General features: G+C 72.5%; 17 protein-coding genes. 2 read left to right on the top strand and 15 right to left on the bottom strand.

All coding sequences use genetic code 11. The annotated features are described in order from the left end of the window. Positions 1–21: 21 nt before the first annotated feature. The 10 genes from OHB44_RS15955 to OHB44_RS15910 form a co-directional block, all read right to left on the bottom strand. On the bottom strand, positions 22–450 hold the full coding sequence (locus OHB44_RS15955) for a DUF2267 domain-containing protein (RefSeq protein WP_124775985.1): 429 nt from the start codon (positions 448–450) through the stop codon (positions 22–24). Then, positions 443–628, bottom strand: coding sequence for a hypothetical protein (locus tag OHB44_RS15950; protein ID WP_238685875.1), 186 nt, complete (start codon positions 626–628; stop codon positions 443–445). The genes OHB44_RS15955 and OHB44_RS15950 overlap by 8 nt, the downstream gene beginning before the upstream one ends. Before the next feature lie 111 nt (positions 629–739). Next, positions 740–1612 (bottom strand): DUF72 domain-containing protein, encoded by an 873-nt coding sequence (locus tag OHB44_RS15945; RefSeq protein ID WP_266302649.1) that lies wholly within the window; start codon positions 1610–1612, stop codon positions 740–742. Between the two features lie 48 nt (positions 1613–1660). Then, positions 1661–2059 carry a TraR/DksA family transcriptional regulator gene (locus tag OHB44_RS15940; protein WP_091408390.1) on the bottom strand — a complete coding sequence of 133 codons (399 nt, stop codon included), beginning with the start codon at positions 2057–2059 and terminating at the stop codon, positions 1661–1663. Between the two features lie 164 nt (positions 2060–2223). After that, on the bottom strand, positions 2224–2877 hold the full coding sequence (locus tag OHB44_RS15935) for a uridine kinase (protein ID WP_238685877.1): 654 nt from the start codon (positions 2875–2877) through the stop codon (positions 2224–2226). Between the two features lie 42 nt (positions 2878–2919). Further along, positions 2920–3525: a winged helix-turn-helix domain-containing protein gene (locus OHB44_RS15930; RefSeq protein WP_238685878.1), complete on the bottom strand. Its 606-nt coding sequence runs from the start codon at positions 3523–3525 to the stop codon at positions 2920–2922. A 247-nt stretch (positions 3526–3772) separates the two neighbouring features. Further along, a complete protein-coding gene (locus tag OHB44_RS15925; RefSeq protein WP_330441134.1) occupies positions 3773–4318 on the bottom strand; it encodes a winged helix-turn-helix domain-containing protein in 546 nt (181 codons plus the stop codon). Between the two features lie 50 nt (positions 4319–4368). Continuing rightward, on the bottom strand, positions 4369–4857 hold the full coding sequence (locus tag OHB44_RS15920) for a rhodanese-like domain-containing protein (protein WP_330441133.1): 489 nt from the start codon (positions 4855–4857) through the stop codon (positions 4369–4371). Positions 4858–4899: 42 nt separating this feature from the next. After that, positions 4900–5355, bottom strand: coding sequence for a cysteine dioxygenase (locus tag OHB44_RS15915; protein WP_330441132.1), 456 nt, complete (start codon positions 5353–5355; stop codon positions 4900–4902). Between the two features lie 113 nt (positions 5356–5468). Next, the gene (locus OHB44_RS15910; protein WP_330441131.1) at positions 5469–5846 is read right to left on the bottom strand and encodes a signal peptidase I; all 378 of its coding nucleotides are present in this window, start codon (positions 5844–5846) and stop codon (positions 5469–5471) included. Positions 5847–6029: 183 nt separating this feature from the next. On the opposite strand from OHB44_RS15910, the gene OHB44_RS15905 reads away from it, so the two are divergent. Beyond that, positions 6030–6422, top strand: a complete 393-nt coding sequence (locus OHB44_RS15905) for an ankyrin repeat domain-containing protein (protein WP_238685882.1) — start codon at positions 6030–6032, stop codon at positions 6420–6422. Between the two features lie 31 nt (positions 6423–6453). Next, positions 6454–7404, top strand: a complete 951-nt coding sequence (locus OHB44_RS15900) for a DUF3500 domain-containing protein (protein ID WP_330441130.1) — start codon at positions 6454–6456, stop codon at positions 7402–7404. A gap of 133 nt (positions 7405–7537) precedes the next feature. Here the strand turns inward: OHB44_RS15900 and OHB44_RS15895 are convergent, their stop codons facing one another. The 5 genes from OHB44_RS15895 to secA2 all read right to left on the bottom strand — a co-directional run bounded on the left by OHB44_RS15895 (position 7538) and on the right by secA2 (position 12868). Beyond that, on the bottom strand, positions 7538–8296 hold the full coding sequence (locus tag OHB44_RS15895; RefSeq protein ID WP_330441129.1) for a class I SAM-dependent methyltransferase: 759 nt from the start codon (positions 8294–8296) through the stop codon (positions 7538–7540). Positions 8297–8372: 76 nt separating this feature from the next. After that, entirely contained in the window at positions 8373–8567 is a 195-nt protein-coding gene (locus tag OHB44_RS15890) for a DNA-binding protein (protein WP_330441128.1), read from the bottom strand. Positions 8568–8706: 139 nt separating this feature from the next. Beyond that, the gene (locus OHB44_RS15885) at positions 8707–9192 is read right to left on the bottom strand and encodes a DUF2231 domain-containing protein (RefSeq protein WP_238685886.1); all 486 of its coding nucleotides are present in this window, start codon (positions 9190–9192) and stop codon (positions 8707–8709) included. Positions 9193–9654: 462 nt separating this feature from the next. Then, the gene (locus OHB44_RS15880) at positions 9655–10395 is read right to left on the bottom strand and encodes a GAF and ANTAR domain-containing protein (protein ID WP_238685887.1); all 741 of its coding nucleotides are present in this window, start codon (positions 10393–10395) and stop codon (positions 9655–9657) included. Positions 10396–10576: 181 nt separating this feature from the next. Next, the gene (secA2, locus tag OHB44_RS15875) at positions 10577–12868 is read right to left on the bottom strand and encodes an accessory Sec system translocase SecA2 (RefSeq protein WP_238685888.1); all 2292 of its coding nucleotides are present in this window, start codon (positions 12866–12868) and stop codon (positions 10577–10579) included. Positions 12869–12873: the final 5 nt, after the last annotated feature.

Here is a 12873-nt window from a genome sequence, read left to right as displayed (position 1 = left end):
CGGGCTCGCGGTGTCGGGCTGTCACGGCATCATCGTGGCGAGGTCCTTGGGCATGGTGTCCTTCACGTCCTGCCACTCACCCTGGGTGACGTGGCGGCGCAGCGTGTCCAGCACCACCTGCGTCACCCGCTCCGGGCCACCCTCCGCGTCGTACGGGAAGCCCTGCCGCACCTCGTAGAGGAAGTCGTCGCGGTTGAGCTTGATCGGCACGTCCGACGGCACCCAGCCGTCGAAGTAGATGCCCCGCACCAGCACCGGCAACTGCTGGGCGAACTCCACGCTCTCGTCCACCGGCAGCCGGTCGCGCAGCAGGTGCAGCACCGTGCGCAGCGCCGCGTACGACTGGTTGCGCCGTTCCTTCGGCCAGCCGTAGGCGTTCTCGATGTCCTTGAGAATGAGGTTCGTCTTGTCCAGCGAGGACTCGAACGCCGAGATCATCGCGTCAGCCATCGGTCGACCCCCGTTCCGTGGTGTCCCACCGTCGGTCGTCGGCGCGGCGGGGCGGCCCCACCGGCCCACGGCGGGCCCGCACCGGGCTGCCCTGCGGGGCGCGCCGGGCGTTGTCGGCCGTGCCGACCACGTGCAGGACGGCACCACGCCGTCGATCCGTCACCACTCGAGCCGTCATCCCCGTCACCTCCGTGTCGTCTCCGGCGTCGGCCGTCGACGGACGGCCGTACCCACCGCGTCCACCATGCCCGCGCAGCGGGTGAGGCGGCCCCACCCGGATCGGGTGAGGTCAGTTGGCGTCGAGGAGGCCCGCGAGGGTCTTCGCGTTGGTCTGCGCGTAGTCGCGGTAGCAGTTGTTCATGAGCACGTGGGTCTGCCCGGCCTCGTCAGCCAGCTCGCGCAGCTTCGGCGCCCAGTCGGCCAACTCCCGCTTGGAGTAGTGGTAGCCGAACTTCTCGTGGATGTCCTTGCTGGTCCACTTGTCGCTGTGCCCGTGGAAGCGCATGACCGCGAGGTCCGCGGTGGCGGCCAGCACCGGAGGCAGCGACGAGCGGTGGCCCTGCGGCATGTCCACGCAGACGTACGGCAGTTTGTGCTCGCGCAGGAAGGCCAGGGTCTCGTCGGCGTTGTCGCCGTCGAACCAGGAGGCGTGCCGGAACTCGTACACCGGGCGCAGCGGCGCGCAGCGCTTCGCCACCTCCAGCAGGTACTGCTTGTTGGCCCGCTTGATGGTGAACCAGGGTGGGAACTGGAACAGCAGCGCGCCCAGCTTGCCGGCCTCGACCAGCGGGTCCAGCGCCGACAGGAAGCGCGTCCACACCTCCTCGTACGACTGCGCGGGCAGGTCGTCGGGGTAGACGTTCTTCTTGTCGGTCTCCGGGCGCAGGTCCTTGTAGAGCGCGCTGACCCGGGTGGGATGCCCGGTCAGCAGGCTGAACGCCTTGATGTTGAAGGTGAAGCCGGCCGGGGTGCGCTCGGCCCACAGCCGCGCGGTCGCCTCGGCGGGCGGCGAGTAGTAGGTGGCGTCCACTTCGACCAGCGGGAACTGCTTGGCGTAGTAGGCCAGCCGCTTCTCCGGGGTGTCGGCGGTCTGCGGATACCACCCCGAGTCCAGCAGTGTGCGGTCGGTCCAGGACGCGGTGCCCACGAGGATGTCACCCATGGCTGAAGTCCATCGCGTCGCGGACCGACCGGCAACCGCTGGGGTGGCTCAGGCCGCCCGCCGCTCGCGAGTCTGCTTGCACGTCACACAGGTGGTGGCGGACGGGAAGATCTCCAGCCGCTCCACCGGAATCGCCGCCGAGCAGCCCTCGCACCAGCCGTAGGTGCCCTCCTCGAGCCGGCCGAGGGCGTGCTCGTACTGGGCGCGGCGGTCGAGGATGGTCCGCAACAGGGACTGGGCGGTGTCCCGCTCGGCGGTCTTGGTGCCGCTGTCGGCCTGGTCGTCGCCGGCGGTGTCGCCGACCTCCACCAGCCGCAGCACCTGGCTCTGGAGCACCGCCTGGTCGTACTCCGCGGTCAGCTCGTCGTAGCGCGCCTGGAGCGACTGTCGGATCTGATCGATCTCCGTCTGGGACCGGGTCGTACCGACCGTGTCGTGGACGAGCATCGCTGCCTGCCTTTCCTGGGCCTGTGGCTCAAGGTGAACCGGGTGCCGGCGGCGCGGGGCCCCGGTCACTGTCGCGTTCGGTGCGCGGGCGGTCACCCGCGCTCTGTGAGCCGGGCGAGTACCCGCCGAATCAGCCGTGCAAACCGACAAATTCTCGGTTGTTGTCAGTCGTTCCCGCCGGGCTCCACGAGCGCCGGTCGGCGGGGGTCGTCGGCGCGTACCACGACGTCGGCGAAGCTCGCCGGGACGACCTCCTCGGCGTACCTGTCGAAGGCCGGCAGCGCCCACTGCTGGGCCGGCTCGGTGCGCCGGCGCAGCGCCGCCGGGGACACCTCCAGGTGGACGGTCACGTCGAAGGGCAGGCCACCGCCGAGCAGCAGCGAGCCGCTGACCAGGACGACACCGCCGGGGGCCAGGTCGACGTAGCGGGCGCGGCTGGCCCGGTCGGCGTCGGCGTCCCAGAGCGACGGAAGTAGCCGGCCGCTGCCGCCCGGACCGGCCGGGTCGAGCACCTCCCGGCGCAGCCCGGCCTCGTCGACCCAGGCCTCGTAGAAGGAGTCCGGGTTGGTGCGCCCCAACTCGAAGCGCAGCGACGCGGGGCGCAGGAAGTCGGTGGCGCGGACGTGCAGCACCGGGTGACCCTGGGCGCGCAGCGGGTCGACCAGCGCCGCGGCCAGGTCGTCGACGCCGGCGGCCGGGGCGCCGTCCACTGCCACCCGCAGCCGCGCGGGACCGGCGGCGGCGCGGGTCGCCGCGTCGGCCAGCCGGCCGGTCAGCTCGGTGACGAGCAGGTCGGGCGAGATGGGGCGGATGCGCACCGCACCATCCTGCCCCGCGCCCGGGTACGGCGGTGCCGCCGGTCAGCCGCTGCGGTCGATGGTGACCCGCGCGTCGTCGGCCAGCCGGTAGCCCACGCCGTAGACGGTGGTGACCAGCGGGACGTCCACGCCGACCTTGCCGCGAAGCCGACGCACGTGCACGTCGACGGTACGCACGCCGGCGTGCTCGTAGCCCCAGACGGCGTTGAGCAGTTGCAGCCGGGTGAACACCCGGCGCGGGTGGGCGACCAGGTGCAGCAGCAGGTCGAACTCCAGCCGGGTCAGCGGCAGCGGCTCCTCGTCACGCAGCACCGAGCGCGACGAGGCGAGGATGTGCAGGGCGGGAATGGTCGGGCTGATCGGGCGGGACGGCGACCGGTTGGCGGGCGCCTGGTCGGGGCGGCGTTCGGCCGGGACCGAGCCGATGATCACGCCTTCGCCGCGCTCGAGCATCTCGCGAGCGGCCTCCAACAGCCGGCGCGCCGCCGGGGTCAGCGACTCCTCACAGGCCAGTGGGATGGACAGCGTCACGGTGAGCACGGGCGCTGCGGTGTTCGCCGGGCGACGCTGGCCGCCGGGAGGTCGACCGGGCACCGCGGGTTGGGACGTATGCCATCCGGCGCGCGACGAGGCGGGGCTGACCGACATGGTCCTCCTTGGGCTGGTCCGGGTATCTCCCCACGGCCCGGGACGCCGCTTCATCGATGCTTCCCGGCGCCTGGGCGAGGGTCAAGAGGCGGCTGCGTTGCATGAATGTGACAATTGACGAACACATCGGAGCCGAATGCTCGCTCTGCGTACGAGGCCTGATGATTACAGCAGAGTCGTCGAGATGCCCCGTTACGGGGGTCCCCGACCGGTTCACCAGGCGGTCACATCGCCGCCGGACCAGGGCTCAGCTGCTGTGATCCACGCTGATCGGCGCCTCGTCGGCCAGCCGGTAGCCGACGCCGTAGACGGTGGTGACCACCTCCGAGCCGGCCAGCTTGGCCCGCAGCCGGCGGACGTGCACGTCCACCGTCCGGGCCACCGCGTGCTCGTAGCCCCAGACGCTGGAGAGCAGTTGCAGGCGGGTGAAGACCCGGCGGGGCCGCTCGGCCAGGAACAGCAGCAGCTCGTACTCGATGCGGGTCAGCGCGATGACCTGGTCGCCTTGGCGGACCATCCGCGAGCCGGCCAGGATGCGGACGTGGTCCGGTGCGGCGGGCGGCGCGGCGGGGCGCGGGGACGGTCGCGGCCCCGACGCGGGGTCCTCGACGGCACGCAGTTGGCCCTCCCCCGACTCGGCCAGCTCGCCGAGCAGCTGCACCAGCCGGGCCAGCCGGGGGCTCAGCGGCCCGGGGACGAGGTCGAGGGTGATGGTCAGGGTCGGGCTGGTGCGCGGACGGGCCGGCGGGCGCACGCCGGGGTGGCGGCGCGTGGGGATGGCGACGACGGACATGGTGCCTCCTGAGTGGCGGTACGCGCGCCACGCCGGGTGTGGCGTGACGGTCAGCGGCGCGCCCAGCCGGCGTTGACCGGGGACGCGAGGGAAGAGGGGTGGTGCAGTGGGGTCGGGCCGAGGGCCGGCAGGCCGGCGATCCGCCAGGCCGCGAACCCACCGACCACATCGGTGGCCCGGTGCAGGCCGACGTCCTGCAACGCGGCGGCTGCCAACGACGAGGTGTAGCCCTCCTGGCAGAGGATCACCACCGGCACGTCGTAGTCGACTGCCTGCGGCAGCCGGGCCGCGCAGCGTGGGTCGAAGCGCCACTCCAACACGTTGCGCTCGACGATGAGCGAGCCCGGCACCACGCCGTGCGCGGCCCGTTGCGCTGCGGGGCGGATGTCGACCAGCAGCGCTCCGGCCCGGTACGCCAGGTGCGCCCGCTCGGGGTCCAGCCGGCGCAGCCGGGCCCGCGCGGCGGCCAGGATCTCGTCGATGCCCCGGGAGCCCGGTGGCGGCACTGGGGCGGGACAGTGCTCGGCGGTTGTCTGCATTATCGGTTCCTTCCGGTGACAGGGGTTCTCGGTGCGCGCGGGCTACCAGGACCGGCCGGCCTCGGCGACCTCGGCGACCCGCAGCCGCCCGCCGAGGAGGTGATAGCGGGTCATCCGCAGCAGCGCCGGCCGGTAGACGTGCACGCTGACCGCCGGATCGACGCCTCGGTTGGTCACCCGGTGCACGTGCCGGGGGCCGAAGCGGCGGCCCGCGCCGGCCGGCAGCAGTCGGGGGCGTAGTCGACCGGCGCTGACCGTCTCCTCGGTGAGCGCGCCGTTGACCACCCGGAACGCCCCGGAGGAGCCGCCGTGGTCGTGCAGGTCGGTGCCCTGCCCGGGCAGCCAGCTCAGCGCCCACACCTCGTGCTCGTCGCTGACGGCGAGGCGGGCGTACCAACGCTCGGCGGGGTCGAAACGCAGCGCGACCGGCCAGCAAGCCGGTTCGGCCCATCCGGCGGCAACGGTGAGCAGGTCGGGCTCCGGACGGTGGTGCGTCATGGCGGTTCCTCGCGGGTCGTTCGGCGGGGTGCCCTCGTACTCTAGACGGCAAAGCCTATAGGTTTAGTAGGTAATTCCGTCTGGTGGGACGCAGGGTCAGCCGCTCGGGTGAATCAGCGCAGCACCGGTGGGTCCGCGCGGTAACCCGGCAACGAGGGCCAACGCACCGTCAACACCACCGACGCCCGCTCGGCGAACCAGGAATGGTCCACCCCACGGGCCCACACCACGTAGTCGCCCGGCGCGGCCAGCCGCACCGTCCGGTCCGGCAACTCCACCCGGAAACACCCCTCGACGAGTACGAGCAGAGTGGTGCGCACCTCACCGGTCGCCCACCGCGCCCGGGCCTGCCCGGGCGGATGCACGCCCCACTTCACCTCGACGTCGGTGCTGTGCCGGATCTCCCCCGGCGGCGCGAAGTGCCCGAGCAACCAACCAGCGTTGGTGGCGCCGTCGACGCCCGCGTTGCCCACATACACCGTCTCACCCATCGGACCCTCCCCCAGCGCACCGGCCGAGCAACCTATCAGGACCGGTGTGGCTGGGGCGTGTCTCCCGGATCTCGTCGCGCCGAGACGAGGCCCCGACGGCGATCCGGCAAGGCGGCTGGACGGCGTCGTCCGGGCCCGTCGTAGGCCGGCGAAGATCCGAAAGACACGTCCTATCCTGGACCGGTGACCGAGAACCTCGACGCCGAGACGCTGGCGTTCGCGCACCGGATGTTCGACCTGGCCCGAGCCGGCGCCACCGACGAACTGGCGGCGCAGATCGACGCCGGCCTGCCGGTAAACCTCACCAACGACAAGGGCGACACACTGCTCATCCTGGCCTCGTACCACTCCCAGCCGGATACGGTGGCCGCCCTGCTCAGCCGCGGCGCCGACCACACCCGGGCCAACGACCGAGGTCAGACAGCGTTGGCGGCGGCAGTCTTCCGCAGCAGCACCGAAGCGGTCCGCGCGCTCCTCGCCGCCGGCGCGGATCCGGCACACGGCAACCCGTCGGCCGTCGAGACCGCGCGCTTCTTCGACCTGCCGGAGATGACAGAGCTGCTGCGCGTCGGCTGACACCGGCACGGCCGGCCGGTATACAGGGTCGGTGGAAGATCCTCTGCCGGAGCAGATGCGGGCCGCCGCGACCGCGCTGCTGACCGCGCTCGACCCCGCCGCCCGCGAGAGCGCCGTGCACGCGTTCGACGACGAGGCGGCCCGACGCTGGCTGGAATACCGGCCCCGACCCCGACCGGGCGTCTGCCTCGCCGAGCTCGACGTCACCGCCCGCAAGGCCGCCCACCGGCTGCTGGCCACCGCACTCAGCTCCTCGGCGTACGCACAGGCGATGGCGATCATCTCGCTGGAGGAGGTGCTGGACCGGGCCGAGGGCTGGCAGCGCGGGCGGCACAGTGCCGACTACTGGGTGGCCGTGTTCGGTGACCCGGCGCGCGACGACCGTTGGGCGTGGCGACTCGAAGGGCACCACCTGTCGGTGAACATGACAGTGGTGGACGGCCAGGTCTCCCCCGCGCCGATCTTCTTCGGCGCCAACCCGGCCGCGGTCCGCTACGCCGGCCGGCCGGTTTCCCGCCCACTCGGTGTGGAGGAGGACCTGGCCCGCGCCCTGCTCGACGCGCTGGGCCCCGCCGAGCGGGCCGCCGCGATCATCGCCGACGAGGCGCCGGCGGACATCATCAGCGCCACCCGTGGGCGGGTCGACGCGCCGTTGGAGCCCCTCGGCGTACCGGCGGAGCGGCTGGGACCGACCGGCCGCGCGCTACTCGACCAGGTGGTTGCCCTCTACCTCGACCGGCTGCCGCCCGAGCTGGCCATCCGGGAGGCGACCCGACTGGACGCCGGCCCGCTGCACTTCGCCTGGGCCGGCCCGACCCACCCCGGGCGGCGGCACTACTACCGGGTGCAGGGCGACGACCTGCTGATCGAGTACGACAACACCACCGCGGACGGCAACCACGCCCACACCGTGCTGCGCCGCCCCGCCAGCGACTTCGGCGCCGACGTCCTAGCAACCCACCACCAAACCCACCCCCACTAACCCCGCCTCACCCCCGCCCTCACCCCAGCCCCGCCCTCACCCCGCCGATCTTGCAGTTTCGGTTGTCGAATTGCCCAGTTCGGCGGCTTTTGCGAGTGCCGAAAGTGCAAGATCGACGGGTGGGGGCGGGCCGTCAGGGGCGGGTGGCCTCGATGAGGAAGCGCTGGGCGTGGGCGACGAAGGGGCCCTCGTTGACGATGCGGTGGTGGAGGTCGCGCAGTGGTGCGCGGTAGCGGTCGACAGTGAACCCGGGCACCGTCCAGATCACCTTGCGCAGGAACCAGACCACCGCGCCGATGTCGGCGAAGGTCGCCCGCAGCGTGGCCCGACGCAGGTCGACCACCCGCAGGCCAGCGGCCTCGGCGGCGGCGACCGCGTGCTCGGGGTGCCGCTGGGTCGGAGGCGGCAGCGGCCCGAGGATCGCCTCACTCAGCTCCCGCATGGTGCCGGCCCCGATTTGCTGCGACAGGAACGTCCCGCCCGGCCGCAGCACCCGCGCCGTCTGAACCCAGTCGGTACGCACCGGATGCCGACTGACCACCAGGTCGAATGAGGCGTCACGAAACGGCAGCGGCCCGTCCGGCGCGACCGCGACCACCGACGCGCCGACCCGGCGCAGGGTTCGTCGGGCGACCTCCACGTTCGGCGGCCACGCCTCGGTCGCCGTCAGCAGCTTCGGTGGACGAGGCACCTCGGCGAGCACCTCCCCGCCGCCGGTGTCGACGTCCAGCGCCGCGTCGGCCCGCGCCATCCGGTCGGCGACCAGCCGGGCGTACCCCCACTGTGGACGCTCCTCGGTGGCCCGGCCGGCCAGCCAGCCGAAGCCCCAACCATCGACGGGCGCGGCGGCGGCCTCCGCGATCACGTCCTCTGCGTCACGCTCAGCGGTCATGGCGCTCAGCCTTGCGGCCGCTCACCCGGCCGGCAACCCATTTGCCTGCGTCCGGCCGGGGCGTCCGCGGTGGATCTCAGCCGAGGCCGAGCCCGTGCTCCTCGAGGGCCGCCTGGAGGATCCCGAGCGCCTTCGGGCCCATGCCGTGCAGCGCGGCCAGGTCCGTCCGAGGAACGCCCGCGAGCTGGCGCAGCGCGGTGTAGCCGGCGCCGTGCAGGGCCCGGGTGGCGGGCGCGCCGACCTTCGGAAGCGTGTCCAGAGAGGAGGTCATCCGGGGATGGTAAACCGACCAGTCGCACGGATACCGGCCCCGCGCACCAGGCCCGCCGACCGGCCGACCGCCCGGCTCACGGGTCGAGCAGGCCCTGCGGGCGCGTCGGGCCAGGGCGGCAGGTCGGGCGGCAGGTCGGTCAGGGGCGGGCGATCTCGCCGGTGGAGCCGGCCAGCGCCTCCAGGCCGCCGGTCTCGGCGCGGCTGCTGTCGAACTGACGCATGAGTCGGGCACCCAGGTGCACGCCGACCCCGCCGACGGCCAGCGCGACCAGCTCGGTGACCAGGATCGCGACCGACGCGCCGCGCTGCGGGGAGTGCGACCGGACCAGGCAGGTGAGCAGGAACATCGCGGCCATCACCGCGTTCACCAGGTTGAAGGCGACAGCGGTGCGGCGGGTACGGTCGCCCGGCACGTCCCACAGGTCGACCATGCCGGCCACGGCGGTCAGCGCGGCGGCGACGAGGGCGGCGACGCCGGTCCAGTAGCCGACCTCCCCGAGGAACGCGGGCCCCCCGATCACGTCGGTGAGGTCGAAGACGGTGGCGCTGACGAAGAGCCCGAGCGGGAACGTCACCAGCATCGGTTGGATCGGTTGCCCCTGCACCCGCAGCCGGCTCTGCATCGGTCCTCCCCCGGGTCGGCGCAGCTCACCTGACCAGAGTGCTACCCGGGGCCGGTTGAGGCGAAACGATGCCGCCCGACTCGCCGCCGGCAGGGAGAACGGGCACCACGGCCGCCTGCCAAGGCCGGACGGCCAGACCGATAGCTGTAAACGTCTCCGGAAAGGTCACCCCCCACCCCTACCCCGTTGATCATGAAGTTATTGCCGCGACTCGCCGCAGCGGAGGGCAATAACTTCATGGTCAACCGTTCAGGGTGGGGCCAGCGGGAGGGGCAGTCGATTCGGGTTTCAGGACGTCGGGGCGTGGGCGTCCGTCGGCCCGTGACACCCCGACTTGCTGAAAACCGAGTCGGTCACCCCGTCGACGCGACTCAAGGGCCCACGGGGCCCACGGGGCCTACGCGGCCGGCGGGCCGACGGGCCGACCGGCCGACGGGGGCCACGGGAAGGACGCCGCCGGGGTCAGTTGTCGCGTTGGCGGGAGACCGTCCGGACCAGGCGCTCGGCTACCTCGCGCAGCGGGATGTCCAGCGACGAGGCGGCGGTACGCAGCACGTCGAGGGCCTCGGCTGGTGGGCATCCGCGCTGCGTCATGATCACGCCGACGGCCTGGCCCACCACCCCGTCGTGCAGGAGTGACGCGTCCCGTTCACCGGCGAGGGTGAGCTGTCGGTTGCGGTCGCGGACGGCGGCGAGCAGCAGGCCGGCGTGTTCGGCGAGCAGCATGGCGGTCAACTGGTGTTGCGGGGTCAACAGGTCCGGCGCGGCGGCGTACAGGTTGATCGCCCCGATGACCTGGTCGTCGATGTCGACGGGTGCGGAGATCACCCCGCGTACGCCGAGGTCGCGGGCGTGCGCCGTCCAGGCCGGCCAGCGGGGCTCACCGGTCAGGTCGGCGGCGAGGATCATCTCGCGGCGGTGGATCGCGCTCAGCGCGGGCGTGTCCGGCCCGTGTCGAAGGTCGTCCAGGCCGGCCAGCCCCTCGTCGGAGGCGGCCACCCCGGCCGGCTCGCCGGCCCGCAGGGCGGTGAACCCGCACCAGCGCACCCCGGCGACGGCGTCCCGGGTGACCCGGACCAGGGCCAGCAGCGCCTCATCAAAGTCGGTCAGGGCGATCAGCCCGGCGGTCAGCTCCCGTAACAGCGCGGCTGCTTCCAGGACGCCGAGGGTGTGCACCACCGGTTCGCGCGTGTCGAGATTCACCGGTTCGCAGCCTCCGTGCCGTCTCGCGCCTGCCCGGCACGCATCGTCACCTGTGTCATCGTCTGCTCTCTCCCGACTCGACCGACCAGCCCTACTACCCTGGGAAACCTGGGTCGAAACGGCGTAAATCGGGGCCCCGGTCGCCCGCGGAGGCGCGGTCGGGGCCCCGATGGTCCATACGTCAGCGCGAGGCGCCGCTGAGCCGCCGCCCGATCGACGCGATCAGACGGTCGAGCTCGGACCCGAACGGGTTGTCGTGCACCAGGTACGTCCAGGTGGCGGTGGGCCGGACCAGGGTGCCGTCGTCGGGCTGCCAGTCCTCATCGAATTCGGTCTCGGTGAAGGTGGCAATGGTGCGGGCCTCGATCTCCGGGATCAGGTCGTTGAACGCCGGCACCGCGGCCCGGTGGAACTCGTCCAGCGGGTCGAGCCGGCCCAGCGCGCGCAGGTGCACGCCCTCGCGGACCTCCGACAGCTCGGCCAGGTGCTCGGCCCAGAGCCGGTCCAGGTGGTAGAGCGCGATCGACCGGGCGGCACGGGCGAGCAGGTCCTCGTCCATCTCGCCGGCCTTCTCGGGCTCCTTCTCCAGCAGCATCACCGCGGCCACGTCACTGGTCAGCAACCGCTCGCGGCGCGCGGCGAGCGCCTTACGCTGCTGCTCGATCACCACGCTGTAGCGCCAGGTGTTGCGGTGGATCTCGTGGTTGACGCCCTCGGCGACACGCTGGGCGTGCTCCACGGCGTAGTCGACCTGCTCGTCGGTCACCAGACCGTCGGCGTTCATCCGCGGCGAGGCCGGCACCGAGTCGGCGGCGTGCCGGACGACGAGGTCGTCCTCCAGGCTGACGAAGAAGACCGAGCCGCCCGGGTCGCCCTGCCGGCCGGCCCGACCGCGCAGCTGGTCGTCCACCCGGCGGCTGTCGTGCCGGCCGCTGCCGATCACGTAGAGCCCGCCCAGCTCGGCGACCCGTTCCTGGTCGGTCTGGTCGCTGCCGCCGAGGCGGATGTCGACGCCCCGGCCGGCCATCTGGGTGGAGACGGTCACGGCGCCGTACGCGCCGGCCTCGGCGATGATCGCGGCCTCTTCGTCGTCGTTCTTGGCGTTCAGCACGACGCAGGGCACCCCGGCGGCGTTCAGCCCGGCGGCCAACCCCTCGGACTCCTTGACGTCCAGGGTGCCGACCAGCACCGGCCGCCCCTTGGCGTGCCAACGCTGGATCTCGTCGATCAGCGCCTCGTCCTTCTCCGCCCGGGTGGCGTAGATGCGGTCCGGCTCGTCCTCGCGGATGCACGGGGTGTTCGGCGGGATCACCGCGACCTCGAGGTCGAAGAACTCCCGCAACTGGTCGCCGACCAGCACCGCGGTGGCGGTCATCCCGCAGACCTTCGGGTAGAGCGCGATGTACGCCTGCATGGCGATGGTGCCGAGCACCTCGCCCTCGGCGGTGGCGTCCAGCCCCTCCTTGGCCTCGACGGCGGCTTGGAGACCGTCCGGCCAACGGCGGCGCTGGGCCACCCGGCCGCGCATCTCGTCGACCAGTTCGACGGAGCCGTCCCGGACGATGTAATCCACGTCACGGTGCAGCAGGGCGTGCGCGTGCAGCGCCACGTTGACCGCGGAGAGCTGCGCGACGTGCTCCTCGTCGTACAGGTCGATGCCGAGCTTGGCCTCCATGGCGGCCAGGCCGGCGGAGGTGAACGCCACGCTGCGCCCGTCCTCGGCGACCGTGTAGTGCTTGTCCTTGCGCAGGCCGCGCACGAGCGCGGCGGCGGCGTGCACCGGGTCCTGCTCGCCCGGCACGGCGCCGGCCAGGACCATCGGCACCCGGGCCTCGTCGATCATGATCGAGTCGGCCTCGTCGACGATGGCGGTGGTCAGCGCGGGCTGCACCCGGTCTTCCACGTCGGTGACCAGCTGGTCGCGCAGGTAGTCGAAGCCCGCCTCGCTGACCGAGACGTAGGTGACGTCGCAGGCGTACGCGTCGCGCCGCTCCTGCGGGGTGGAGGCCTCGTTGACCCAGCCGACGGTGAGACCGAGCAGGGTGTAGACCGGCTCCATCCACTGGGCGTCGCGGCGGGCGAGGTAGTCGTTGATGGTGAGCACGTGCACCGGGCCGTTGCCGAGCCGGACGTGCCCGTACGCGGCGACAGTGGCGGTCAGTGTCTTGCCCTCACCGGTGGCCATCTCGGCGACCTTGCCGGAGAGCAGCGACATCGCGCCGAGCAGCTGCACGTCGTACGGCCGCTGGTCGAGGCCACGGCGGGCGGCCTCACGGCCGACGGCGCAGATCTCCTCGTAACCGACGGCGGCACCCGCGGCCGAGGTCAGCTCGGCGTCGTCGAGCGCGGTGAGCTCAGCCTCGCGCGCCTCGATCGCCGGGAGCAGTTTCTCCAGTGGAGCAAGATCCACGGTCGAGCCGGGGCGCTGGAGGAACCGCCGGAACTTGCTCTTGAACCGTTGCGACACACCCATGAGCG

The organism is Micromonospora sp. NBC_00821 (assembly GCF_036347035.1).
GTDB classification, from domain to species: Bacteria; Actinomycetota; Actinomycetes; order Mycobacteriales; family Micromonosporaceae; genus Micromonospora; species Micromonospora hortensis.
The sequence above is the reverse complement of the archived record's forward strand: the minus strand, read 5'-3'. Positions and strand labels throughout refer to the sequence as shown.